Consider the following 23,819-nt stretch of genomic DNA (forward strand, 5'->3'; position numbering starts at 1 on the left):
GAAAGCATAAGCATTAAAAACGGTAGCCCACATTAAACCCGGTTGTCACATGACTGGTTCTAAATCCTTCCGGCTTTTTAATTGGAACACCTACGAAATAATCATAGTTAATGCCCCATAATTTACCGCGAAGTCCAATTACGCCCCCCATTAAGCTATCACCAATTTGAAGCTCTTCTTGGCTAGAGTGCACTTTACCTCGGTCAATCCCTAAATAAAGCTCATGTCCCTTATTGGCGATATTCCAACCTAATTCATTTCGCCATAACCAACCTTTTTCACCGGAAAGTGATAGCTCGCCATCAAACCCTCGCACGGTATAACGACCACCAATACTAAATTTATCTTGTTGTGTTAAAGGTGTGCCGTTCCATTGTCCATTCCAGCTGGTGTTAAAGCGGAAAGGTTGATTGCCGATAGTGAAAGGATAGGTAAAATCAACGCCTGCAGTAAAAATCTGCATGCGGGAAGTCCCTTCACCAAACGCTTCTTCCGGAGCGGGTAAGGATTTATTCCCACCCGTACCACGTTTATAGTTCGCAAACAGTTGTAACACTGTTTCACCAATGTATTGAGTGTGATTAAGCCCCACTTCCCAACCAGCTATTCGACGACGTTGCACTTCAATTTCGGTGTCATTGATATAGTTATGGGATTTTTTCGTCCATAACGCGGCATTCACATAGGTTTTGTGAAGACTTCCACGAGATAATAAGCGACTTAAGTTCGCTTTCATTTGTTGGCTTTCACCTGAATAGGTATAAGACTCAAACGCGCCCGCTACCGTTTGGTGATAAGAATATTTTGAACCGGAAAGGATTAAGAGATAGTTCTTCCAAGGAATAGAATAATAGAGACTAATATTTTTACTACCATAATCCCCTTCTGCATCATCGCTATTACGCTTAAAGGTGCGTGTGCCACTGATATAGAACATATCATTAAGTGTTAACACATTATCCCAAGAAAACGTGGCTGAACCCTGTAAACGACCAGTAGATTTACTGCCTGAGTCATCTAACCCTAAGGTTAAATGAAAAGGTAAGCGTTGCTTATAAGCAATCACCACGTCTGTTTCACCTACCGCATCAGTTGGCACAAGCTCCATATTCGCATCAGCACTCGGTACGCGTTTTAAGTTTTCTAAACCTTGTTCAATATTGCGAATATTTAATATATCCCCCTGCGCCATTGGCATGGCAAACCATAAGGTGCCACGGGTGGCAAACGGAATCGCACTTTGGTCTTGTAATTGAATACGGCCTACTTTACCCGGAATCAGGGTTAACACGAGCATGCCTGAACGCAAATCCTGCGGCTCCACCACCACTCGCGTGGTGACATAACCCAAATCAATTAAACGATTTTGAATACGGCGAAGTAATACGTTAATCCCCTCAGAGCCAATACAGGCAGGCAGCGCAAAATCACGCTCAGCATAAACTGACTTTAACGCCCAAGAGAATCGACTTGGTTGGATTAATTTAAGGGAAGAGGCTGATGAATTTTCTGCTTCAGCTTGATAATCGGTCAGCACCAATTGATTGATAGGAAAGCATTGTGATTCATTCTGAGGGAAGCTAAGCGAAGCCTCTTTTTCACCCTCTAAACGCACATTCGCGGATTGCGTTTACTGCGCTAAAATGGCGGCATCTTGTTCCGCTTGTTGCTTTTGTTGTTGGGCATCAATTTGTTTTTCTATCATTAGTATTTGGCGAGCCTGGCGCTGCCAAAACAAAAGGTGAAATAAATAATAAACTAGAAAGAAAAGCGCGTGGTAAGTTCTTCATTATACTGCAGAGATTAAGTTGTTGATAAATTTGCAATATGATACTAAGAGCTGTTTAAAAAATCTACAAATTTTATATTTTCAATACAAAAAGTGCGGTTAATTTTGAGAGATTTAAAACACTTTGAAAATTGACCGCACTTTGTATCTGGTTAAAGCGTATTCTGTTTAAAATACTTTTGTATTATTTATCCCCAAGGCTTAGGCATCAGGTTTGTTGTGTTTTTTCACCATTGGATACATATTGGCCTATTCCACATTGTTCTTTCTTCACAAATTGACCTCCTTCCAGATACTATCCCTTACTTTCCAAGCAAAGAATATCATTGAAGTATTCTGATCTGACCCCTCCCACCTTTAGGGAAAAGTAGAGAGGTCTATGCTTAATGTGGATTATAAGATTCGCCTACCATAATCCTGTTCGGATCAGTTTGATAATTTTCAAACGAAATTGATAAGAGTAGGACATAATCTGCACCTCAAATTAGGTGTCCAGGTTTTGGGGTGCAGATCACTTTTTGTTTTGTGTTTCTTGCAGTATCATACGCACAATTTACTTGATGAAGGAAAACCTAATGACAACTGATATTCAAAAACTTGATCCCGATGCAGCGATTGATCTTGCTTATGATATTTTCTTAGAAATGGCGGGCGAAAATCTCGATCCTGCAGATATTATGCTATTCAACCTGCAATTTGAAGATCGTGGTGCGGTTGAGTTTGTCGAAACGGCAGATGATTGGGAACAAGAAATTGGGGTATTAATCGATCCTGACGCTTTTGCTGAAGTTTGGGTGGGATTAGTGAATGAGAAAGATGAAATGGATGATGTGTTTGCAAAATTCTTAATTTCACACCAAGAAGAAGATCGTGAATTCCACGTTATTTGGAAAAAATAACTACCCTTCTCGCACATATCAATTCACAAACTAAAACCGGTTTAATTTAACATTAAACCGGTTTTTGCTTAACAGATTCGTGGTAAAGGTTCGTTACGCGGTAAGTCTAACAAGCGACTTTGACCGAAAAGCCCAACAGCACGAACTTTCCCATCAGTCGTTACCTCGCCGATTACGGCCGCATTTTCACCTAATGGATGGCAACGAAGCGCGGTCAGAATTTCAGCTGTTTTTTCTTTATCCGCCACAATCACTAATTTACCTTCATTAGCAAAATTTAACGCATCTAAACCGAGTAATTCGCAAATACCGCGTACTTCCTGACGAATTGGTAATACCGTTTCATCAATTTGAATCCCTACTTTCTGAGCCTGTGCAAATTCATGCAGTACTGCATTCACACCACCACGGGTCGCATCGCGCACGGCTTTCACCCCTTCAATCGGACGAATACAATCAATAAGCGGGGCAAGCACAGCACAATCACTGCGTAAGTCCGTTTGAATACCAAGATTTTCGCGTAAATTCAAAATGGTTGCACCATGATCACCCAAAGTACCACTCACGATAATCTGATCACCTGGTTGAATGCGATGTACACCCCAGTCGAGTCCGTTTGGAATCACACCAATGCCTGCCGTATTGATAAACACTTTATCTATCGCGCCTTTTTGTACCACTTTGGTATCACCGGTTACCACTTGAATACCGGCTGACTGGCAGGCTTTTGCCATAGATTGAATCAATTTTTTTAAAGTTTCTAATGGTAAGCCTTCTTCCAGAATAAACCCACAGGATAAATATTTTGGTACGGCACCACATACCGCTACATCGTTAGCGGTACCACACACGGCGAGTTTACCAATATCACCACCCGGGAAAAAAATCGGATCAATCACAAAACTATCGGTAGAAAATGACAGAGTCCCACCTAAAGCATTCAACTCTTGTAAAGCAATGCGAGCCTGATCTTCGCCTTGTGAAAGTATTGGGTTATCAAATGCCTCGACAAAATAATCGCGGATCAACTCTTGCATTGTGGCACCACCATTTCCGTGTGCCATTGTAATAAAATCAGTCATTGCTTTATTCCCGTCTGTATTGATAATAGGCCGCACATGCCCCTTCGGAAGACACCATCAACGCACCATAAGCATTGTCTGGATTACATTTTTTAGCAAATAATGGGCAATCAGCCGGCTTACATTTGCCGATTAATACATCACCACAGCGAGAATCTGGATCATCAGCAACTTGGTGTGGCTGACAAGCAAAATACGCTTCTGCATCAAAGCATTGATAATCATCTGTCAGTTCTACGCCAGACTCTGCAATTTCGCCCAATCCACGCCATTCGCTGCTGGCTTTCAAGCGGAATACTTCACTGATTGCCTGTTGAGCCAACATATTGCCATGCTGGTGTACAATGCGTTTATACTGGTTTTCCACTTCACAGCGTTGTTCAGCAATCTGTGTTACCAACATTAAAATTGCTTGTAGGATATCTAAAGGTTCAAAACCAGTGATCACAAAAGGCTTATGATAGGTGTCACACAATTCTTGGTAAGGTTCAGAACCAATTACCATGCTGACATGACCGGGCGCAATAAAGCCGTCAATTTTGACTTGTCCTTGCGACAATAAGCTGTGTAATGTCGGGATGATAGTAATATTTTGGCATACCACAAAAAAGTTTTTTACCTGTTGTTTTTTCGCTTGTTGCAAGGTAATTGCGGCACTTGGCATAGTCGTTTCAAAACCAAGTGAAAAGAACACCACTTTTTTGTCTGGATTATTTGATGCGATATTCAATGCATCAAGCGGTGAATAAACAATTCGAACATCTGCGCCCTGTGCTTTGGCTTCTAATAATGAGCCTAAACGTCCGCGTACTCGCATGGCATCACCGAAAGTACAAAAAATGACTTCTGGGCGACGAGCAATCTCAATACAAACATCAATTCGCCCCATCGGTAAGACACATACTGGGCAGCCTGGACCGTGAATAAACTCAATACTTTTGGGTAATAGACGATCTAGTCCAAATTTAAAAATGGTATGCGTATGTCCGCCGCAGACCTCCATTAGATATAACGGATTTTCTGGCGTAAAGTGCGGTTGTTTTTCCATTATTTTTTGTAGTCGCTGCAACAGACTTTTTGCCAGTTCAGGATCACGAAACTCATCAACAAACTGCATTTGATGCTCCTATCGTTCTTGCGCTTTTAACCAGTCTAGCCACTGCTGTAATCCTTCTCCACTTTGAGAAGACAATTGGATGACCTGAATTGTTGGATTCACTTGTTTTGCATAAGCAATACATTTTTCCACATCAAAATTTAAGTACGGCAGTAAATCAACTTTATTTAAAATCATTAATTTAGAAGCCGCAAACATATGCGGATATTTTAGCGGTTTATCTTCACCTTCTGTCACGGATAAGATCACCACTTTGGCGTGCTCGCCTAAATCAAATTCTGATGGGCAGACTAGGTTTCCGACATTTTCAATAAACATCAGACTATTTTCCTGTGGCTGCAATTTCACTAATGCATTACCAATCATTTGTGCATCTAAGTGACATCCTTTACCTGTATTGACTTGAATTGCCGGCACACCGGTTTGACGAATACGATCCGCATCGTTTTCTGTTTGCTGATCCCCTTCGATCACATAACAAGGATAGTCATTTTTTAATGCATTTAACGTAGTCGTCAATAAGGTTGTTTTGCCTGAACCAGGACTTGAAACAAGATTAAGTGCCAAAATATGCTGATTGGCAAAAAAACGACGATTCATATCGGCTAATTGATTATTTGCGCCGAGAATATCTTGCTCTACTTTCAGCAATCGTTGTTGAGTTTCATCTTGTTGTGGAGAGTCTGGCATACGGAAGGAGGAGTGAGAAAAATTAGGCAGTTTTGTTGCATGTTGCGCATTGGAATCATGATGAACATGCGGTAATTCTCCGATTCTGACTTGGTCTGGATGGCCACAGCCACAGGTTGTACACATAAGTCACCTCAATAATTTTTCGTTTATTCTGTAAATACTTAGAATCTATGGTAATTCACATGCGTTAGAATACCATATTCTCTATCTTAAATATATTCTTTGAAGAGAGATAAATACATACTATCAAGTAGTTAGCGTATTTTATATTCAAAAGATCAGGTTAAATTTGCCAATTTAGACGTCTTGCTATTTTACGGCAATTTCTTTCACTCTAAATTCGGTACCACTTCGACGTTGTAAACATGCACTGTGACAATGTGGACAGCAATCTTGATAGGCTTCAATCTCAACTTCCTTTTGACATTGCCAGCACCATGCAATCGCAGGTAAATGAATAAAATGTAACTGACAGTTTTCAGCAACGGTATCTTTGCGCATAATTTCAAAGCAAAATTCTATCGCACTTTGCTCGACACAAGACAGTGCCCCAATTTCTAGCCAAATATCTGTCACTTCATGGATTTCATGCTTTTTCTGTTGTTGATCAATAATTTCCATAATATTCTGACAGAGAGACATCTCATGCATGATTTTCTCCTTAAAATAAAAAAGCAGTCTGTTCCAATTCTACTCTTTTTTGATGTTTATTTTCAGCTTTCCTATGTTTCGCTGTTCGATATTTAAACATTATTTGAAAAATTTTTACTGGTACTCGTGCTAGACATCATTTTAGCGGCACAAAATTAATGCCACTGTGCTCCAATAAAGTGTTCATTAAATCATTATTTTGCTCAAAGTGACTACATTTGCCTTTGAGCTGAATTAAGCGAATTCGTAAATGAGCCAATTCATGGATCCGTTTTGACACTTCTCGAATATGTCGATCTAGCAGCTCATTGATTTCTCTTTCCTGCTCTTGAGTAGCACATTGAGGATTGAGCAACATTTTGATTTCTTTTAGTGAAATATCCAAACTACGGCAATAACAAATAAAAGAAAGTTGTTTCAAATGCTCTTCCGTATAAACGCGAAAATTACCGCTCGTTCGCTTGGCGGGTTCGATTAATCCTTGCTTTTCATAGAAACGTACGGCTTCCACCGTACAGCCAACGATATTGGCTAATTGACCAATTTTCATTTTTTATTAAATTACACTTGACTCTGAAGTTACTTCATATTTTACACTTTATCACAGTATTCACATGTTAGAAAAGGAGAACTTCCATGAAAAAAACAGCATTGTTTATTACTGCACTATTCGGTGCTTCACTCGCTAATGCGCATAATGTTTGGTTGGAGCCTGTTAAGGATGCAAAAGGGCAATATGTGGTTAAATTTGGTCATGAGGAAACTGAAACCTATCCTCAAAGCAAATTAAAAGCAGTACGCCTACTCGATGCTAAGGGCCAATTGCAAAATGCCACAGTGAACTTTAAGGAAGGCGAAGCACACTTTGCCGCACCTGATGCAGCCATCGCATTTATTCGCTTTGATAATGGTGTTTGGTCAAAATTACCAAGCGGTAAATATGTCGAAAAAACCAAACAACAAGCACCTGAAGCTGTACTTAGTGTTAACCCGATCAAATTCGGTAAAGCAATTTTACACTGGGATGCTCAAGCAAATAAATCACACAACATGGATTATGAATTAATCCCTCAAAGTGAACCAAAAGCAGGACAACCACTCGATATTCTCGTGTTAGTAAAAGGTAAACCTGTACAGGGCATCAAAGTAGGTTTAGGCGAAGATCACCCATTCAACTTAACCAATGAAAAAGGTATCGCACAATTCACCCCTAAAGCGGGTTATAACAAAGTTTGGGCTGAATTTGACGAGCCAGTTAAAGAAAACCCTGACTATACCGAACGCAGTGTTGAATATATGCTGACTTTTGATGCGAAATAATGAAAAGAGTTGTATTTTTAACCGCACTTTTCACCTTGCTGTGCGCGCCATCAGCATTGGCTCATAGTTTGCATGTTTTTGCACAATATGATGGACGCACAGTCTCTGGCAAAGCCTATTATTCCGATATGACTCCAGCGGCAGAAACCTATATGGAGATTTTGCAAGCTGGCCAGGACTCCCCTCTATTGGAAGGCAAAACAGATCGAGATGGGCAATTTGCCTATCCTATCAATACCACTGCCGAAGGTGCCATTAAAGTAGTGATAGAAGGTGAAGAAGGACATCGAGCCTCAATTGTTGCCAACAGAGTATCTGCGCAAGCCACTAATAACAATGACAATGCATTGATGTTGGTCCGCGAAGATATTTCTAAATTAAAAGACAAAATTTACCTACACGATATTATTGGTGGTATCGGTTATATTGTTGGCATTTTCGGCTTATGGGCATTGATTAGAGCCTCAAAGATGACACGTGCATCGCAATCTAAGGAAAGATAATATGCATTTATCGGAAGGTGTGTTGCATACACCCGTATTGCTTGGTGGTGCAGCTGTTGCATTAGCCTGCGTAATGATTGGTCTTAAACGTCTTAATTCGCAACAATTGCCGCTAACGGCATTGTTTGCCGCTGCTTTTTTTGTTGCAGGTACCATTCATGTACCAGTTGGCATTGGCAGCGTGCATCTCATCTTAAACGGCATGGCCGGCCTGTTTCTCGGGTGGGCCGTTTTCCCTGCTTTTTTAATCGCATTGGTATTACAAGCCCTGCTCTTTTCCTTCGGGGGATTTGCTGTATTAGGTGTCAATTTATGCATAATGGCATTACCTGCCCTTTTTGTACATTGGCTATTTGCAAAAAGACTTGAAAATGACAATTCCCGTCGAACTCAAATTACTGCAGGTATTGGTGCTGGCCTGATCGGCGTTGGCGGCTCAGCCTTGCTCGCCTCTTTAGTCTTAGCTCTAGATGGTGGTAAAGCTTACAGCGATCTGATCATGCTGCTGGTAATATCACATATTCCTGTGTTTATTATCGACAGTATCGTCAGTGTCGGGGTGGTCTTATTGTTAAACAAAATGTATCCAACAGCACTCAGTGTGGTGAAATGAATTTTCTTGCTATTTTTCAACCGCACTTACGATTAATTTATGTGTTTTTGTGTGGACTTATCGTCAGCACAATGACACATATTTCAACGCTTATTAGCCTTAATCTGATCGTATTCAGCGGATTACTTATTACGCTAATTCGCTATCAAAAATCCCTTGCCGGTTATTTCAAATATTGGCTGAAACTAAATCTCTTTACTCTACTCGTTTGGTTAACCTTAAGCTGGAAAATCACCGAACAAGGCTTAACATTAAATCCAATGGGCATTCAGCTCGCGCTACTCATCACGCTACGTTTCAATTTAATTTTAAGCTTAACTCGCCTCTTGTTAATTGATATGAACGAGAGCCTTTTATTGCAAGCATTGTGTCGTTTGCCATTACCTGAAAAACTACTTCACCTCTTTGTTCTCACTGTGCGCTATATTTCAGTGTTCAGTGAAGTACATAAAAAGATGGATATGGCAATGCGCGCGCGCGGATACCAGCCAAAACTTAACGGCAGAACCTTATTTATCGCCGCGCAACGTGTGGCATTATTATTAATTCATGCTCTCGTTAAAGCAGAAAAAACAGAAATGGCGCTAAAAGCCCGTGGTTTTCAGCTGCATGATGTGAAAAAAACACAGGATAAATCTTGATGAACGTCCTTGAAGTCAAACAATTACAGATCATGCGCGACCAACGCATGATTATTGATAACCTTTCTTTTGAACTCCCTGAAGGTCATCGCCTTTTTTTACAAGGTGATATTGGTTGTGGGAAATCAACCCTATTACACTGCCTATTAGGCTTTATCCCATACCAACAAGGAGAGATTAGCTGGTTCGACAACACCTGCCGCCAAGAAAAAGATTTTGTACCACTACGTGGAAAGGTCGGCATCTGTTTCCAACACGCGAGCGATCAACTTTTTGGTCCAACCGTACTTGATGATGTGGCATTTGGTCCACTTAATCAGGGCTTGAACAGAAATGAAGCCTATCAAATTGCATTACAGCAACTAGAACGTCTAAATATTGTTAGGTTAAAAGATCGCTCAGTAAATACCTTATCTGGCGGTGAACAGAATTTTACTGCGCTAGCCGGTGTTCTGGCGATGCAGCCAAAAGTATTGCTGTTAGATGAACCAACCAATGGACTGGATGCAAAAAATATCGCCAAACTGACTGCACTTTTACGTGAACTACAGTTACCGATGCTTATTGCCTCACATGATTTACGCTTTAGTGAAACACTTGCGGATTCCTGTTTGTCTTTAGCCACAGATAATGATAGCTAAATGCATTCATAATGCGTAAGAAAATAATTCAATAAAAAACGGGCGAACCATTAAGTTCACCCGTAATTCATTTATGACGATAATCAAGCCACAAGTGCGGTTTCTTTTAAGCGATTTTTTAATCTCGCGTATTCAGTTACCACATAGCGTTCAGCCCAGGCTTGGTCTTCGATTTTATCAATACGAACCGCACTGTATTTGTATTCCGGTGTTCTAGAACCCGGGTTCAAATGTTCAGCGGTTAATTCGTTACATTTACCGATCCACCATTGATAGGTCATATAACAAGCGCCTTTGTTTGTACGAGTGCTCACATCTGCACGAGAAATAACTCTACCACGAGAAGAAGCAATCCAAACCAAGTCGTTGTTTTTAATACCCAACTCTTTGGCGTCTTGATCGTTCATTTGTACGAATCCCGGTTCATCCGCAAGTGCCGCAAGTGCACGGCAGTTACCAGTCATTGAACGGCAAGAATAGTGACCCACTTCACGTACTGTAGAAAGTATCAATGGGAATTCTTCAGAGAGATCTTCCATTGGTGGTTCCCAGTCGCAAGCAAAGAACTCAGCTTTGCCGTTTGGACGGTCGAAGATTTGGCCTTTATACAAATATTGCGTACCTTGATCTTCAGGGCCCTCATCAGTACATGGCCATTGGATATAACCCATGCCTTCCATTTTTTCGTAGGTTGCCCCTTTGTAAATTGGGCAAAGTGAACGAAGTTCATCCCAAATTTCTTTGGTATTGTTATAGTGCATTGGGTAGCCCATTGCTGTAGCAAGTTCGCTAATAATTACCCAGTCATCCTTGACATCGCCAGTTGGCTCAACGGCTTTATAGAAACGTTGGAAACCACGGTCAGCGGCACTATACACACCTTCATGTTCAGCACAAGAAGTCGCAGGTAATAAAATATCTGCTTCTGCGGCTGTTTGAGTCATGAAGATATCTTGAACGATAAGAAGTTCAACTTTCTCGAAGGCTTCTTTAACAGCATTAATATCAGGCTCAGTTTGTAATGTATCTTCACCCATAATATAGAATGCTTTAATTTTATCTTCCATGATCGCTTCAGGTACTTCACTCAACGGCACACCTGGTTTGGTTGGAATAGATGGCACGCCCCAAGCTTTCGCAAATTTTGCATTAATTTCTGGATCAGCAAAACTTTGATAGCCTGGTAATGTGTTGAATAACGCGCCCATATCGCACGCACCCTGTACGTTGTTTTGTCCACGCACTGGGTTTACCCCAACATTTGGTTTACCTAAGTTACCGGTAAGCATTGCCAAGCTTGCTAATGCACGCACGGTTTCTACACCTTGACGGAATTGGCAAACGCCCATACCCCATAAGATAGTAGCGGTTTCCGCTTTCGCATAAGTGCGGGCAATTTCACGTAACATTTCAGGTTCAATACCAGTGATATGTTGAGTGGATTCCGGTGTATAAGCTTTCACGGTTTCATAGAACGCATCGAAGTTTTCGGTGTGTTCATCAATAAATTTTTGATCTTGTAATCCTTCTTCTAAAATCACATTCATCATGGCATTCAAGAATGCGACGTTAGACCCGTTAGCAAGCGGCGCATAAATATCCGCAATACGGGCTGTTTCGATTTTACGAGGGTCACAAACAATGATTTTCGCCCCTTTTGCTTTGGCGTGGTTAATCCGACGCGCCACAATAGGGTGTGAAGTGGAGGCATTATAGCCAAAAATAAATACGCATTTGGTATCTTCAATCTCAACAATTGAGTTAGACATTGCGCCGTTACCGACCGATTTGAGCAGACCTGTTACAGAAGGGCCGTGTCACACGCGCGCACAACAGTCAATGTTGTTATTTCCTAATACCGCACGGGCGAATTTTTGCATCACGAAGTTCACTTCGTTACCTGGTCCACGGGAAGAGCCCGTTACCATAATCGATTCGTTACCGTACTTTTCTTTGATTTCACTAAGACGTTTTGCTGTGTAAGAAATCGCTTCTTCCCAGCTCACTGGTGTGAATGGTTCGCCACGTTTGTAGCGGATCATCGGTTGAGTTAGGCGAGGAGTCAGGATTTTTGTGTCATGCACAAAGTCCCAGCCATAATATCCTTTTAGGCATAGCTCCCCTTCGTTTGTTTTGCCGTTTGCACCTTCAGCTCCCACAATTTTATTGTTTTCCACCAAAAGATGGATTTTACAACCTGAGGCACAATACGGACATACGGTAATTACTTTTTTAATAGCCATAGTAACGTCCTTATTTTAGATACAACACGAGGTTAGAGATAGAATTAGAATAATTAATTCTGGGTATATATTACACCCAAAATCAGCTTATAGTCTTACAAAAAACATGGATTTTTTGATATAAAACAGGTTTTCGTAATATTTTTAAATATGTTTAGAAAATCACCCTCACTTTTTCTACAAAACAGGAATCTCTTCAAGCGATCTTCCCTCTTTTAAAAAATCATACATAAATTGCACAGACTCTTTTACGCTTTCTGTCATTGGAAAACCAAAAGAAACCAGATCAGGTTGAAGCCCCACAAAAACAATTTGTTTAATATCTTGTTCCAGTTGCTCGATAAGGTAATTGAGCGGCATATTATGCGTACTCATGAAAAACATTTCCGCAATGCTCTCTTTTTCAATGATTCGAATTTTGCCTGGTGCTAATTCCATATCAGCCGCATCGAAAATTAAAAGCAAATCAGGTTTCATGTCTCGCACAATATGTGCAACATTTTCTGGTGCTGAGCCACCGTCAAGTGCGGTCCAATTTGGCAATGGATTTTCACTCAATAATTGATAGAGATAAGGCCCTGCGCCATCATCACCCATCATGCTGTTGCCAACGGTTAAGATCACATTATTCGTCACGACGTTTCACCATAATATACATCACAGGTTCACGCTGAATTGATGCTAACGTATCCATGAGGATTTCGACCCACTCTTGATGTTCTGGGGTGAAATTGGCTTTGTTTTCATCCATCGCTTTCGCCAATAAATTGACATGGCTAGAATCAATCACTATTTCACCGAATCGCATTAAACCTGCAAATTTACGTTTCGCATCTCCTTCCGGAAAGCTATCTACAAAACGTTGATAAGCATCGTAGTCACAAACCAGTAATTTTTTAAAACAATCAATTACGCCAACATGGTGACCAATCGCCAAAGAGTAATACATCACCTGTTTTGCTTGCTCTGGCACTTGTTCATCGTTTTCGACGAAACGCTCGTTTAATAAATAGAAAAAGACTTTCGTTGTCATAACATTCCCATTTTTATAGGGGCAATCACTTGCCCCATTATTAATTATCCCGAAAACGGCATACTAATCGCATGCAAACGATTGACGATTTCGCTTAAACGCGGATCGGCTTCACGTTCTAGGTATTCACCTAAACGTACACCAAATGGCACTTTATCATTTTCTGTCATCATTGCCATAAATTGGTTAGCGATGTTGCCGCCTTGACGATAACCAGCAAGACGACGTGCTTCACGTTCAAGACTAATACGCAAATCTAACGGAATGGTTGGGAAACGCAATTTAGCTTCTGCGTTAGGATCAGCTTTTTCTTGTTTACCTTTGAGTTTTTGATCAAGCAAACCAAGTGCTACTGCGAATCCATAAATGGTCGCTGCTGGAGTTGGAGGACAGCCAGGGATGTACACATCAATTGGTACAATTTGATCACTACCGCCCCAAACGCAATAAAGATCGTGGAAAATACCGCCGCCGCAACCGCAAGCACCATAAGAAATACAGATTTTAGGATCGGGCGCGGCTTGGTAAGCACGCATAGCAGGCGTACGCATCGCACGAGTAACCGCACCGGTAAACAATAAAATGTCTGCATGACGAGGTGAAGCGACCACTTTAATACCAAAACGTTCCGCATCAAAAGTTGGCGTAATAGTACTAAAAATCTCGATTTCACAACCGTTACAACCACCACAGTCCACACGATAAACATAAGCCGAACGTTGAATATCTTTCAACAGGGTTTGTTTCATTTTGGCAATGTTTTCATCAATGCTAAATGGCGTTGAAATACCGTTTACCGGCATTGGAATTTGTGTGTTCATCGTTTTTCGCCTCCTGCTAAAACGTTAGAAAAATCAACCGCACTTTCTTCCCGTTGTTCAAGCGCTTTTTTGAAATCCAAACGAACTGGCTCTTTAAAGTCGATAAGTTTCATCCGCATATTGGATTCCATGTTGGCAGTTTTTTCCAAGCTATGTTGTCGTTTACAAACTGGACAAGTATGCAACACGGTTAGTTTTTGTTTGACGACTTCTGGATCGCCTAAACTTTGTTTGAATAAATCAATGGTGTAATTCAGCTCTTTATAAGAGATAAACGGTTTACCACACTCTTGACAGCTCACTGTCGAAAAGGTGGTTTCTTGGAAAAGATCCTGTTTATTGGTCACTGATAGTTCAAAGTCTTGTGTTAATCGAATCGCCTTAGTTGGGCAAACCTCTTCACAACGACCACAGAAAATACAACGACCAAGAAATAAGGACCATGTACGTTCACCTGTAACCGGATCAGTTCGCATAGTTAACGCATTGGCTGGGCAGGCAATGGTACAAGCCGCGCAGACTATACATTGATCAGAATTGAGTTCCGGTTTTCCTCTAAAATCATCATCAACTTCATAAGGCTTGAACGGATATTTGGTGGTAACATCACCAGCTTTAAATACCGTTTTTAGTAATTTAAACATTTTCCGCCTCCCCTATTTCAATGGTGAATTTTTACGTTCGATACCGTAGCGTTCAATCTCTTTATAATCCACGGTTTTCGCTTTGCGTTTACGTACATCCACCACGGTGACACGGTCGGTACAAGAATAGCAAGGGTCAAGACTACCAATAATAAGTGGCGCATCAGACACAGTATTGCCACGCAACATATAGCGCAAGGTTGGCCAGTTAGCATAAGTGGCAGCGCGACAACGCCAACGGAAAAGTTTTTGGTTGTCGCCTAGCATTGACCAGTGAATATCTTCACCACGTGGCGCTTCCGTAATCCCTAAAGCAAAGCGTCCTGGCGTATAATTGAAACCTTCTTTTAAGATTTCACCACTCGGCAAATTGTCCACCATGTAATCAATGATATTCATAGACTCAAACACTTCATTAATCCGCACTTTCACACGGGATAATACATCACCATTTGCTTCAGTGAAGAGATTGAAAGGGATATCGCCATAACCGGAGAATGGGTGTACTTTACGCACATCACGCGCAAAGCCAGAACCACGAATCATTGGACCAACAGGACTGAAGTCACGAGCGATATCTTTTGCCAAGACACCAACGCCTACCGTACGTTGTTCCATATTCGGTGTATTTAATAAAATATCGGTTAAGGTTTTGAGTTCTTCACGCATTTCACCGATAAGCTTGATACATTGCTCACGTTGATGTTTCAACATATCACGACGCACACCACCGATAAGGTTAATACCATAGGTTTTACGTGCACCAGTTAGCACTTCAGCCAAGGTCATGGATTTCTCACGAACACGGAAGAATTGCATAAAGCCGGTATCAAAGCCGGTAAAGTGGCTAGATAGACCTAAGTTTAATAAGTGACTGTGTAAACGTTCTACTTCTAACAAAATTGCACGGATCCATTCAGCACGTTTTGGAATTTGAATCCCCAAAGCGCTTTCTACGGAATTAGCATAGGCCACACTATGTGTGAAACCACAAATTCCACACACACGGTCAGCAAGGAAGTTAACTTGGTCGTAATCCATACGGGTTTCCGCCAATTTCTCCATACCACGGTGCACATAGAACAAACGATAGTCCGCATCAATGATATCTTCCCCATCCACGAATAAACGGAAATGTCCTGGTTCATCCGAAGTGATATGTAACGGGCCAAGTGGAACAATACGTGCTTCGCCTTTTTCGTTAATAAATTCGTATGTTTCTGTCGCGGTTGTCGGATCGGGACGTAAACGATAGTCCATTGAGTCTTTACGTAATGGATAAAGATCATCCGGCCAATCATCTGGCAACACTAAGCGACGTTGGTCAGGTAAACCAACGGCTTTCAAACCATACATATCGAATAATTCACGTTCGCCCCAAACAGCCGCTTTGACTTTTGGTGTCACTGACGGAAATTCTAAGCTCACAGGATCAACTAAGGCTTTAATAGTGATAAAAGTTTTCACTTCCCCTTCCATGGAAAGCACGTAGTACACTGCATAGCTGCCATGAATTGAACGCTCATCATTCCCGAATACCAAAGGTAACCAACCTTCATGTTGATAATAAAGGTATTCAACTACATCAGGTAACATATTAGTTTTAATGGTAAGGGTAACCTGATTTGGTGTTGACCACTCCTCATCCAAAATGGTATGTGGAAATTTTGCATTGACTGCTTCAATGTAATTTTTACCAATCATTTTGGCTGGATCGACTGATGTATTTTTAGTTAATTCCATATATTTATTCCTCCTGTCGATCATTGCGCTAAACTTTGCCAAGGTAAAACTAACATTTCACCAAAAGACACTTGTTCAGATCCGAGTACAATTCCGACCGCACTTTTTAATAACTGCAAGATTGGCTCTGCAATATGGATACCCATTACAAACATTAACAACAATAGTATGGCCATTGCCGCCAAAGAGACTTTACTGACTTCGCCTGCTTCCACATTATCAGGTTGTTTGCCAAGCACTGTTTTTAATAGCATTAAGGCAAGTCCTGCAAGCACGATGGTAAGTAAAATTAAGCATAAAATAACTAACCAAGTTTTACCCGCTGTAATCCCTGCGACCACAACACTAAATTCACTCACAAATACGTTAAATGGAGGGATACCGCCCAATGCCAACGCACCACCTGCGAAAAGCACCGCACTCACTGGTGCAACACGCCATAATCCACGTACTTGATTCATATCACGGGTTTTATATTTCAATAGAATATTACCCGATGCACAGAATAATAAGGTTTTCGCAAGGCTGTGGTTGATGGTGTGAAGTAAACCTGCAAATACCCCAATTGGGCCACCAAGACCGAAAGCAAAGCTGATTAAGCCCATATTTTCGATACTTGAGTAAGCAAGCATACGTTTAATATCAAATTGCACGATGATAAATAACGCCGCCACAAGCACTGAAAGTAAACCAAAGATCAACATTAAAGTTTGTGGAAACTCTGCGCCAACCGCTTTTGAAACTAATGTGTAGTAACGCAATACCACAAGCATTGCACAGTTTAATAACACCGCGGATAAAATTGCACTCACAGGGCTTGGTGCTTCACTGTGTGCGTCTGATAACCAAGTATGCATTGGAAATAGACCGCACTTCGTGCCGAAACCAATCAATACGAAAGCGAATGCGATATACATCAACATTGGGTTTAAACCAGTAGCTTGTTGATTTACGACTGACCAGAAAATCGCTTGGCTTGGTTCGGCAAGCACGCCATTTGCATTCGCAAAGGTTAAAAGTGTGCCGTATAAACCGAAAGCGACGCCCACAGAACAGATGATGATGTATTTCCACGCAGCTTCAAGGGATGTTTTTTGTTTGTAAGTACCGACCAAAAACGCAGAGCTTAATGTTGTCGCTTCAATTGCAACCCACATTAAAATTAAGTTATTGGTGATAACTGACACAATCATCGTAAAGAAGAATAAGTGTAAGAAACCGTGGTAATGAGCATAGGTTTTAAAATCAATATGCCCTTCTTCCAATTCTGTATTCATATAACCGATGGAATACACACCAGCAAGTGAACCCACGACAGCAATTAAGCCTAAGAAAATAGCAGAAAGACTATCAACATACACCCAGTTGTTAAATGCACTGATACTGCCTTTTTCCAACACGCCAGAAATGACCTGTACGGAAAAGAACAACATCAAAATTAACCCAGTAATATGGAATGCGGTACAAACTGTCCGATTTTTTGTTCCGCGTAGTGCAAAGCTTTCAAAAGCGATGACTAAAGGTGCGACTAATAACGCAATTATCCATTGTTCATACATAGCGTTACCCCTTCAAACTCATAAGTTGTTTAGCATCAACAGTGTTGAAAGTGCGGTAAATTTTATTCACCAACACAACCATAATGATGACCGCAAAAATCGCATCGGTGGCAATGCCGATTTCAACTAATTCTGGCGCATTGTTGGCAAGTAAAGCCAACGTTAAATGCGCACCGTTTTCCATTAAACAATAACCGAAAACTTGTTTCACAATATTGCGTTGGCTCACAATACACACTAAACCTAAAAGGAAGTGGCTAAGTGATACTGACAACGCTGGTTTTAAATGTTCAACTAACGGTAAGTTCACTGGAATGACAACAAAGTAACATAAGCAAACGATGATAGATGTGATCGGGATCAACCAAGCGACATTCATTCCTGCAGGAGTTTGACTTTCGTCAATTTTTCGTAAAGAAAAGATTAAAATTCCTGGCACTAATAATACTTTCGTGATGAATGCACTAATGGACCACATATAAAGTTCGTGAGCTTGCATTTCAAATGCCAAATAAACGAATAACACCACCAATACAAGAGACTGTAAGCCATAGCACAACGCGGATTTTTTTGCGGTTTTTGCCATAATGACACAAAGCGATGTAATGATGAGTAAACTCGCTAATACATTGATCATTAACATAATTCTCTCCTTAACCCGCAAGGCCTAACCAATAGGCAGCGATAAAGCTAGAACACACAGACATCACCATTAAAATCACTAAAACAAATGTCATAGAGAATGGCAATGGTTGCGCATTTTGCACGTCTTCAGATGGTTTACCGATAACGCATTGACCAAATTTATAAACCAACCAAACAAATGTTGCCGTAGATTCAATCAACGCAATCACCATTAACCAAGTTACCCATGAATATTCTTGTCCAAGGTCGAAACCAGCGGCAAATAATGGGAATTTGCTGAAGAAACCGTTAAACGGTGGCACACCAGCAATAGCCAATGCGGCAATACCAAATCCTGTACCAACAACAGGCATGGTGCGCATAATCCCTTGTAAACGAGGCATTGAACGTGTACCTGTGGCATAGCTCAATGAACCTGCAACCAAGAAGAATAAGCTTTTCGCAAAGGCGTGGTTAAAGATATAAGCAATCGCTGCAACAAAAGCTAATTTAGAACCTAATGCTGCAAGAGAAAGCCCGATGAAAATGTAAGAAAGTTGAGTGATAGTTGAATACGCAAGTAAGCGTTTTAAATCTGCTTGTGGCAAGTACATTAAGAAACCATAAATCAATGTAATCATTGCCATCACAATCCCTACTTCACCCACAATGTGAGGAATTTCACCAGCAGACATCACGGAACGAGCGAAAATATAGACACCTACTTTTACCATTGATGCCGCGTGCAAATACGCACTGACTGGTGTTGGTGCTTCCATCGCATTTGGTAACCAAATTTGCATTGGAAGTTGTGCTGATTTACCCCATGCAGCAAACATCACACCAAACAACACGATAGTTTTCGCTTCTGGCGCAAGATGTTCTAACGCTGTGATAGAGAATGTGCCGGATTGGCTAAATAAATAAGCCGCGGCAAGATATAAACCTAATGAACCGACATGAGTAATAATCAACGCTTTCATCGCAGCCGCCATTGCTTTTTGGCTTTGATAATAGCTGATTAATGCCCAAGAACATCCCCCAGTGATTTCAAAGAAAAGCAACTGACCCGCTAAAGTTGATGAATACACCAAGCCTGCCATTGCACCGATGAAAATCAATAAGAAAGCATAAAAACGAGGTAATCCATTATGCGGATGTTCACGGTTTTTATCGGTTAAATAACCACAAGAATATAAGCAAATTAAGAAACCTAAACCCACAACGGCAAAGGCAATTAATGTACTCACTGCATCTAAGGTCACGCCGAAGATTGCTGTATCACCAAATTTAACTAAATCATAGGTGACAGATTGTGCGCCATTTGCATACCACTGTGCTGCCACAGCAAGTGTGCCAAGGGTAGCAAGTGCGGCAAAAATTGTGGCGATTTTTGGGAAAGATTGTTTGTTCAACCCCACAATAAACGCACCGACAAACGGCAAAATGATTGTAATTAGTGCTAAACGTTCCATATTTCCTCCTTACAATCCTGTGAAGTAAAACACAAACGCCAACACTGAAATGCCGAAACCGACCACAGTTAAACGTCCTGTTAGCATAAAGCGGGTACGCGCCAATGTGTTTTCAAACACACATGCGGCAATAAATACCACGAGCAATTTCACAAAGAAAGAAATGATGCCTAAAATGACCGCACTTACCGTGAACTCTTGTGCTGCACCAAATGGGAAAAGCGTGCTCACAAAGATAGAGGCAACCACCATTGATTTTAAACTCAAACCAACTTTCAATAAGGCGAAAGACGGGCCTGAATATTCAGTAAGTGGGCCTTCTTGAAGTTCTTGTTCTGCTTCAGCCAAGTCAAATGGAATTTTGCCCATTTCAATAAAGATCGCAAAAGCGGCGGCAACTAAGGCAATCACCGTTGCTACAGGATATTGCCAAGGTTGGCTAGAAAGTGCGGTGCTAATAACTGCAAAATTCGTAGAACCTGCAATTAAAGCAATCACAATGAATGCCAACATTAAGATTGGTTCAACAAGTACGCCTAATGTCACTTCACGGCTTGCACCTAAACTTGAGAACGTACTGTTAGAATCCAAACCCGCAATTGAGAAAAAAAAGCGGAACAATGCGAACAAATAAATAACGGTGATTAAATCACTGCCTGCTCCAAACGGTGAATGATGAGTAAACATGGGTAAACTCATCGCAACCACCATAACTGTGCTAATTAACACATAAGGCATAACACGAGATACCCAGCCCGCATTATCTGGCCAAATATTTTGGCGCGTCATTAATTTAGCAATGTCGCGATAATCTTGTAACAAGCCCGGGCCACGACGAGATTGAATACGAGCCCGAATCATCCGTGAAATGCCTGAAAAGAGCGGTGCTAAAGCGAGAAGAATTAACGCTTGCACAATGGCTAAAAGGAACATTCCAGCGGAAGTGGAAATTTCTGAAGGTAATGAAATCATAATTTCCTCCTACATCAACGCAATGGAAAGTAATAACACAACCAAGGCAATCACGAAGTACACGCAATAAACGCGGAAGTCGCCTTGTTGTAGCCATTGAATTTTACGACCTAGCCACGGGATAAAATGCGCAATCGGCATTGTTACTTTTTCTTCCCAGAATGGTTCTGTTTTGGTCGCACCTGAAATTAATGCATTGATACCTTTTGCACCAGCAGGCGCAGGATCAAGCACTTGACGCAAGGTATAAAGTGGCTTGAAGATAATTCGAAGCGGACGAGTAAAACTACCCGCAGATGCTGCCATATCCATTTCGTAAGCATAACCACAAGCCCAAGGATTGCCTTTTGCACGATCTGCCATACGATTGCCTTTGGTATAAGCGTAATACATAAACGGCAACACAAAGAATGCAATCAACATAATGCTCACCATTGGTGTAGAAAGCACCGTATTCGGTGTATTGCTTGCTACCACTACGCCATTTTCCGCTAAATTAAGCACTTCATTATGAGAAAGTGCGGTTGCAATATTGGCAATAATTGGTGTCACGACAGAAGCGCCCACGCCTAAAAGTACGCAGAATAATGCCAAGATTGCCATTGCAATCACCATTGGTTTTGGCACTTCGCGTGCATGTGCTGCTTTTTCGCTGCGTGGTGCACCGCCAAAGCTAATACCATACACTTTCACGAAACAAAGTGCGGCAAGCGCACCAGTTAAGGCAAGCATAATGATTGCAACAGGGCCTGAAATGCGTAATACCACATTATTGTGTTGGCTTAGGCTGAATAAAGATTGATAAGTAAACCATTCACTCACAAAACCGTTAAACGGAGGTAATGCAGAAATTGCCATGGTACCAATTAAGAAACAGAAAGCAGTAAATGGCATTAACTTGCCAAGTCCGCCCATCAAATCCATATCTTTTGAATGTAAACGGTACATTACAGAACCCGCACCCAAGAACAATAAGCCTTTGAATACTGCATGGTTAAGTAAGTGATATAAACCACCAAGTAAACCGACAATAGCAAGTACAGGATTATGGATTGCCATACCAATCATACCGACACCCACACCCATCATAATAATACCGATGTTTTCTACGGTGTGATACGCCAAAAGTTTTTTGATGTCATGTTCAGCTAAGGCATAAAGTACGCCAAGCACAGAAGAAACTGCGCCAAAAGCAAGCACAATCACACCAAACCACATATTGTGTGCGCCAAGTAGATCAATACCAACTTTGATGATCCCGAAGATACCGATTTTAACCATCACACCAGACATCATCGCTGATGCATGAGAAGGTGCAGCCGGGTGAGCTTTCGGTAACCAGCTATGTAATGGAATCATCCCTGCTTTTGCGCCAAAACCAAGAAATGCCAAAATAAATACCGTAAAGGCTAAAGGCATTGAAAGCTCGGTGTGGCGGAAGGCTTCAAATTCAAAGCTACCTGCGTAGCAGTAGAAAATAAAGAAAGCGATCATAATCAACACTGAACCAGCATGAGCAATGAAGAAATACAACAAGCCCGCATTGGTTGCGTTGTCATCTTGTTCGGTAAGGACTAAGAAATAAGATGCCAAAGACATCATTTCAAAGAATACAAGGAAGTAGAACGCATTATCGCTGGTGACTAACGCAACCATGGAAGCGATAAATAAATTCATAAAGAAGCCCATAGAACCTGCGCCTTTACCAATGTATTCTTTCACATAGGAAAAGGAATAAAGAGCGGTGATAATAACCATTAAAGAAATGACACACACCATAAACGCAGCTAATCCGTCAATGCGGATTGAAAATTGGGCGAAGTCGAAAGGGGTTGAAAACACATCAACGACCGTATCGTTGCTGATAAGCACGGGAATGCAGGCAACAATGCCTAACAAGCCACCAAGTACACCGGTCACGCCGGATATATTGATTGAAAGTTGTTCATTTCGTCTCACTGCGAGCGAAATAAACGCACCTACGACATAAATCAACAAGGACGTGATGAGCAAACTGATTGAAGAACTCATAATATCACTCCATTGATTACAAGTTAAACACACTAATTATCTTGGGATAGCTGGCGAAGAAATCATTGCCATTTCACGTTTTCTTTCGTTAGCCTGTTTGATACTCTCATCACTGATAATAAATAACGTTTTAGTTGGACAGGTTTGTACACAAGCCGGACCATCTTCGCGGAAATAGCAAAGGTCGCATTTCACAGCAATAGCTTTCACACCAGGTTGCCATGCCAGCATATTGTGTAAATCTGTATTGTCTGGTGCAGTACGAATATCTCGTTTTACCGCATCAGTGAAGGAGAATCCTTCATAATAGGTTGGTGCGTCAATCGGTGCAGAACCATGTTGGGTAATCGCACCAAATGGGCAAGCAATACCACAAAGTTTACAGCCAATACACAAACCTTCGTTTAATTGAATAGTGTCATTTTCGTGCTTAATTGCATGCACAGGACATACCGTAGCACAAGGTGAATCATCACAATGACGACATAAGATCGGCACAGTAATATCGTCGTTACGCATTACTTGTAACCGCGGAAAGGATTGTAATCCAAAAGCTTTGTGTACTTCGCTGCAAGCAGCCATACAGGTATTGCATCCAATGCAATCTTTCGGATCACCTATAACAAAACGGTTCATATTTTCCCCCAAAGTATGTATAGATAGAAACAGAAAGTAGGTGGAAGGCATTACGCCAATACATCACAATAACCACTCTGGAAATAAGG

Annotated in this window: 23 protein-coding genes and 1 pseudogene; 6 read left to right on the top strand and 18 right to left on the bottom strand. The window is 41.2% G+C overall.

Annotated features, from left to right (window positions below):
• Window positions 1-13: 13 nt before the first annotated feature.
• A pseudogene (locus DX522_RS01005) lies at window positions 14-1,790 on the bottom strand (ShlB/FhaC/HecB family hemolysin secretion/activation protein).
• A 574-nt stretch (window positions 1,791-2,364) separates the two neighbouring features.
• Between DX522_RS01005 and DX522_RS01010 the strand changes: the two are divergent.
• Window positions 2,365-2,688, top strand: coding sequence for an HI1450 family dsDNA-mimic protein (locus tag DX522_RS01010; RefSeq protein WP_115179509.1), 324 nt, complete (start codon window positions 2,365-2,367; stop codon window positions 2,686-2,688).
• Window positions 2,689-2,756: 68 nt separating this feature from the next.
• Here the strand turns inward: DX522_RS01010 and hypE are convergent, their stop codons facing one another.
• The 5 genes from hypE to DX522_RS01035 form a co-directional block, all read right to left on the bottom strand.
• A complete protein-coding gene (hypE, locus tag DX522_RS01015; RefSeq protein WP_115179510.1) occupies window positions 2,757-3,770 on the bottom strand; it encodes a hydrogenase expression/formation protein HypE in 1,014 nt (337 codons plus the stop codon).
• 4 nt (window positions 3,771-3,774) lie between these two features.
• Window positions 3,775-4,887: a hydrogenase formation protein HypD gene (gene hypD, locus DX522_RS01020; RefSeq protein WP_115179511.1), complete on the bottom strand. Its 1,113-nt coding sequence runs from the start codon at window positions 4,885-4,887 to the stop codon at window positions 3,775-3,777.
• Window positions 4,888-4,896: 9 nt separating this feature from the next.
• Window positions 4,897-5,703 carry a hydrogenase nickel incorporation protein HypB gene (gene hypB, locus DX522_RS01025; RefSeq protein ID WP_115179512.1) on the bottom strand — a complete coding sequence of 269 codons (807 nt, stop codon included), beginning with the start codon at window positions 5,701-5,703 and terminating at the stop codon, window positions 4,897-4,899.
• A 186-nt stretch (window positions 5,704-5,889) separates the two neighbouring features.
• Window positions 5,890-6,231 (bottom strand): hydrogenase maturation nickel metallochaperone HypA, encoded by a 342-nt coding sequence (gene hypA / locus DX522_RS01030; RefSeq protein WP_115179513.1) that lies wholly within the window; start codon window positions 6,229-6,231, stop codon window positions 5,890-5,892.
• 136 nt (window positions 6,232-6,367) lie between these two features.
• Window positions 6,368-6,781, bottom strand: coding sequence for a MerR family transcriptional regulator (locus tag DX522_RS01035; RefSeq protein ID WP_115179514.1), 414 nt, complete (start codon window positions 6,779-6,781; stop codon window positions 6,368-6,370).
• A gap of 86 nt (window positions 6,782-6,867) precedes the next feature.
• Between DX522_RS01035 and DX522_RS01040 the strand changes: the two genes are divergently transcribed.
• From DX522_RS01040 to DX522_RS01060, 5 genes are read left to right on the top strand one after another with little or no spacing between them, the layout of a single operon-like run.
• On the top strand, window positions 6,868-7,551 hold the full coding sequence (locus tag DX522_RS01040) for a DUF4198 domain-containing protein (protein WP_115179515.1): 684 nt from the start codon (window positions 6,868-6,870) through the stop codon (window positions 7,549-7,551).
• Entirely contained in the window at window positions 7,551-8,054 is a 504-nt protein-coding gene (locus DX522_RS01045; protein WP_115179516.1) for a carboxypeptidase regulatory-like domain-containing protein, read from the top strand. The genes DX522_RS01040 and DX522_RS01045 overlap by 1 nt, the downstream gene beginning before the upstream one ends.
• A gap of 1 nt (window position 8,055) precedes the next feature.
• Window positions 8,056-8,667: a cobalt transporter CbiM gene (cbiM, locus tag DX522_RS01050; protein ID WP_075876023.1), complete on the top strand. Its 612-nt coding sequence runs from the start codon at window positions 8,056-8,058 to the stop codon at window positions 8,665-8,667.
• Window positions 8,664-9,308, top strand: a complete 645-nt coding sequence (locus tag DX522_RS01055; protein WP_075876022.1) for an energy-coupling factor transporter transmembrane component T family protein — start codon at window positions 8,664-8,666, stop codon at window positions 9,306-9,308. The genes cbiM and DX522_RS01055 overlap by 4 nt, the downstream gene beginning before the upstream one ends.
• Window positions 9,308-9,949 carry an energy-coupling factor ABC transporter ATP-binding protein gene (locus tag DX522_RS01060; protein ID WP_075876021.1) on the top strand — a complete coding sequence of 214 codons (642 nt, stop codon included), beginning with the start codon at window positions 9,308-9,310 and terminating at the stop codon, window positions 9,947-9,949. Before DX522_RS01055 ends, DX522_RS01060 begins: the two co-directional genes overlap by 1 nt.
• Window positions 9,950-10,032: 83 nt before the next feature.
• Here DX522_RS01060 and fdhF read toward each other — a convergent pair whose 3' ends face one another.
• From fdhF to DX522_RS01120, 12 genes are all read right to left on the bottom strand, one after another.
• On the bottom strand, window positions 10,033-12,186 hold the full coding sequence (fdhF, locus tag DX522_RS01065; protein ID WP_081380480.1) for a formate dehydrogenase subunit alpha: 2,154 nt from the start codon (window positions 12,184-12,186) through the stop codon (window positions 10,033-10,035).
• A 183-nt stretch (window positions 12,187-12,369) separates the two neighbouring features.
• A complete protein-coding gene (hycI, locus tag DX522_RS01070) occupies window positions 12,370-12,828 on the bottom strand; it encodes a hydrogenase maturation peptidase HycI (RefSeq protein ID WP_005696264.1) in 459 nt (152 codons plus the stop codon).
• Complete coding sequence (locus tag DX522_RS01075; RefSeq protein WP_005696265.1) at window positions 12,818-13,225, bottom strand: formate hydrogenlyase maturation HycH family protein; 408 nt, start codon at window positions 13,223-13,225, stop codon at window positions 12,818-12,820. Before DX522_RS01075 ends, hycI begins: the two co-directional genes overlap by 11 nt.
• Before the next feature lie 44 nt (window positions 13,226-13,269).
• Window positions 13,270-14,046 (bottom strand): NADH-quinone oxidoreductase subunit B family protein, encoded by a 777-nt coding sequence (locus DX522_RS01080; protein WP_070590791.1) that lies wholly within the window; start codon window positions 14,044-14,046, stop codon window positions 13,270-13,272.
• Window positions 14,043-14,690 (bottom strand): formate hydrogenlyase complex iron-sulfur subunit, encoded by a 648-nt coding sequence (locus tag DX522_RS01085; protein WP_115179517.1) that lies wholly within the window; start codon window positions 14,688-14,690, stop codon window positions 14,043-14,045. The genes DX522_RS01080 and DX522_RS01085 overlap by 4 nt, the downstream gene beginning before the upstream one ends.
• Before the next feature lie 12 nt (window positions 14,691-14,702).
• Window positions 14,703-16,433, bottom strand: a complete 1,731-nt coding sequence (locus DX522_RS01090) for an NADH-quinone oxidoreductase subunit C (protein WP_115179518.1) — start codon at window positions 16,431-16,433, stop codon at window positions 14,703-14,705.
• A gap of 20 nt (window positions 16,434-16,453) precedes the next feature.
• Window positions 16,454-17,992: a hydrogenase 4 subunit F gene (locus tag DX522_RS01095; protein WP_115179519.1), complete on the bottom strand. Its 1,539-nt coding sequence runs from the start codon at window positions 17,990-17,992 to the stop codon at window positions 16,454-16,456.
• Between the two features lie 4 nt (window positions 17,993-17,996).
• Complete coding sequence (gene hyfE / locus DX522_RS01100) at window positions 17,997-18,635, bottom strand: hydrogenase 4 membrane subunit (protein WP_005626080.1); 639 nt, start codon at window positions 18,633-18,635, stop codon at window positions 17,997-17,999.
• A 10-nt stretch (window positions 18,636-18,645) separates the two neighbouring features.
• Window positions 18,646-20,091 (bottom strand): hydrogenase 4 subunit D, encoded by a 1,446-nt coding sequence (locus DX522_RS01105; RefSeq protein WP_115179520.1) that lies wholly within the window; start codon window positions 20,089-20,091, stop codon window positions 18,646-18,648.
• 9 nt (window positions 20,092-20,100) lie between these two features.
• Window positions 20,101-21,063: a respiratory chain complex I subunit 1 family protein gene (locus DX522_RS01110; protein WP_115179521.1), complete on the bottom strand. Its 963-nt coding sequence runs from the start codon at window positions 21,061-21,063 to the stop codon at window positions 20,101-20,103.
• 9 nt (window positions 21,064-21,072) lie between these two features.
• Window positions 21,073-23,094: a hydrogenase 4 subunit B gene (hyfB, locus tag DX522_RS01115; RefSeq protein WP_115179522.1), complete on the bottom strand. Its 2,022-nt coding sequence runs from the start codon at window positions 23,092-23,094 to the stop codon at window positions 21,073-21,075.
• 36 nt (window positions 23,095-23,130) lie between these two features.
• The gene (locus tag DX522_RS01120; RefSeq protein ID WP_049363167.1) at window positions 23,131-23,730 is read right to left on the bottom strand and encodes a 4Fe-4S dicluster domain-containing protein; all 600 of its coding nucleotides are present in this window, start codon (window positions 23,728-23,730) and stop codon (window positions 23,131-23,133) included.
• Window positions 23,731-23,819: the final 89 nt, after the last annotated feature.

It is taken from the genome of Haemophilus parainfluenzae (assembly GCF_900450995.1).
In the GTDB taxonomy this organism is placed as follows: domain Bacteria; phylum Pseudomonadota; class Gammaproteobacteria; order Enterobacterales; family Pasteurellaceae; genus Haemophilus_D; species Haemophilus_D parainfluenzae_O.

Excerpts from the sequence above, each read along its gene's own strand:
- DX522_RS01010 (WP_115179509.1), top strand. The coding sequence starts at position 2,365 with ATGACAACTGATATTCAAAAACTTGATCCCGATGCAGCGATTGATCTT.
- hypE (WP_115179510.1), bottom strand. The coding sequence starts at position 3,770 with ATGACTGATTTTATTACAATGGCACACGGAAATGGTGGTGCCACAATG.
- hypD (WP_115179511.1), bottom strand. The coding sequence starts at position 4,887 with ATGCAGTTTGTTGATGAGTTTCGTGATCCTGAACTGGCAAAAAGTCTG.
- hypB (WP_115179512.1), bottom strand. The coding sequence starts at position 5,703 with ATGTGTACAACCTGTGGCTGTGGCCATCCAGACCAAGTCAGAATCGGA.
- hypA (WP_115179513.1), bottom strand. The coding sequence starts at position 6,231 with ATGCATGAGATGTCTCTCTGTCAGAATATTATGGAAATTATTGATCAA.
- DX522_RS01035 (WP_115179514.1), bottom strand. The coding sequence starts at position 6,781 with ATGAAAATTGGTCAATTAGCCAATATCGTTGGCTGTACGGTGGAAGCC.
- DX522_RS01040 (WP_115179515.1), top strand. The coding sequence starts at position 6,868 with ATGAAAAAAACAGCATTGTTTATTACTGCACTATTCGGTGCTTCACTC.
- DX522_RS01045 (WP_115179516.1), top strand. The coding sequence starts at position 7,551 with ATGAAAAGAGTTGTATTTTTAACCGCACTTTTCACCTTGCTGTGCGCG.
- cbiM (WP_075876023.1), top strand. The coding sequence starts at position 8,056 with ATGCATTTATCGGAAGGTGTGTTGCATACACCCGTATTGCTTGGTGGT.
- DX522_RS01055 (WP_075876022.1), top strand. The coding sequence starts at position 8,664 with ATGAATTTTCTTGCTATTTTTCAACCGCACTTACGATTAATTTATGTG.
- DX522_RS01060 (WP_075876021.1), top strand. The coding sequence starts at position 9,308 with ATGAACGTCCTTGAAGTCAAACAATTACAGATCATGCGCGACCAACGC.
- DX522_RS01075 (WP_005696265.1), bottom strand. The coding sequence starts at position 13,225 with ATGACAACGAAAGTCTTTTTCTATTTATTAAACGAGCGTTTCGTCGAA.
- DX522_RS01080 (WP_070590791.1), bottom strand. The coding sequence starts at position 14,046 with ATGAACACACAAATTCCAATGCCGGTAAACGGTATTTCAACGCCATTT.
- DX522_RS01085 (WP_115179517.1), bottom strand. The coding sequence starts at position 14,690 with ATGTTTAAATTACTAAAAACGGTATTTAAAGCTGGTGATGTTACCACC.
- DX522_RS01090 (WP_115179518.1), bottom strand. The coding sequence starts at position 16,433 with ATGGAATTAACTAAAAATACATCAGTCGATCCAGCCAAAATGATTGGT.
- DX522_RS01095 (WP_115179519.1), bottom strand. The coding sequence starts at position 17,992 with ATGTATGAACAATGGATAATTGCGTTATTAGTCGCACCTTTAGTCATC.
- hyfE (WP_005626080.1), bottom strand. The coding sequence starts at position 18,635 with ATGTTAATGATCAATGTATTAGCGAGTTTACTCATCATTACATCGCTT.
- DX522_RS01105 (WP_115179520.1), bottom strand. The coding sequence starts at position 20,091 with ATGGAACGTTTAGCACTAATTACAATCATTTTGCCGTTTGTCGGTGCG.
- DX522_RS01110 (WP_115179521.1), bottom strand. The coding sequence starts at position 21,063 with ATGATTTCATTACCTTCAGAAATTTCCACTTCCGCTGGAATGTTCCTT.
- hyfB (WP_115179522.1), bottom strand. The coding sequence starts at position 23,094 with ATGAGTTCTTCAATCAGTTTGCTCATCACGTCCTTGTTGATTTATGTC.
- DX522_RS01120 (WP_049363167.1), bottom strand. The coding sequence starts at position 23,730 with ATGAACCGTTTTGTTATAGGTGATCCGAAAGATTGCATTGGATGCAAT.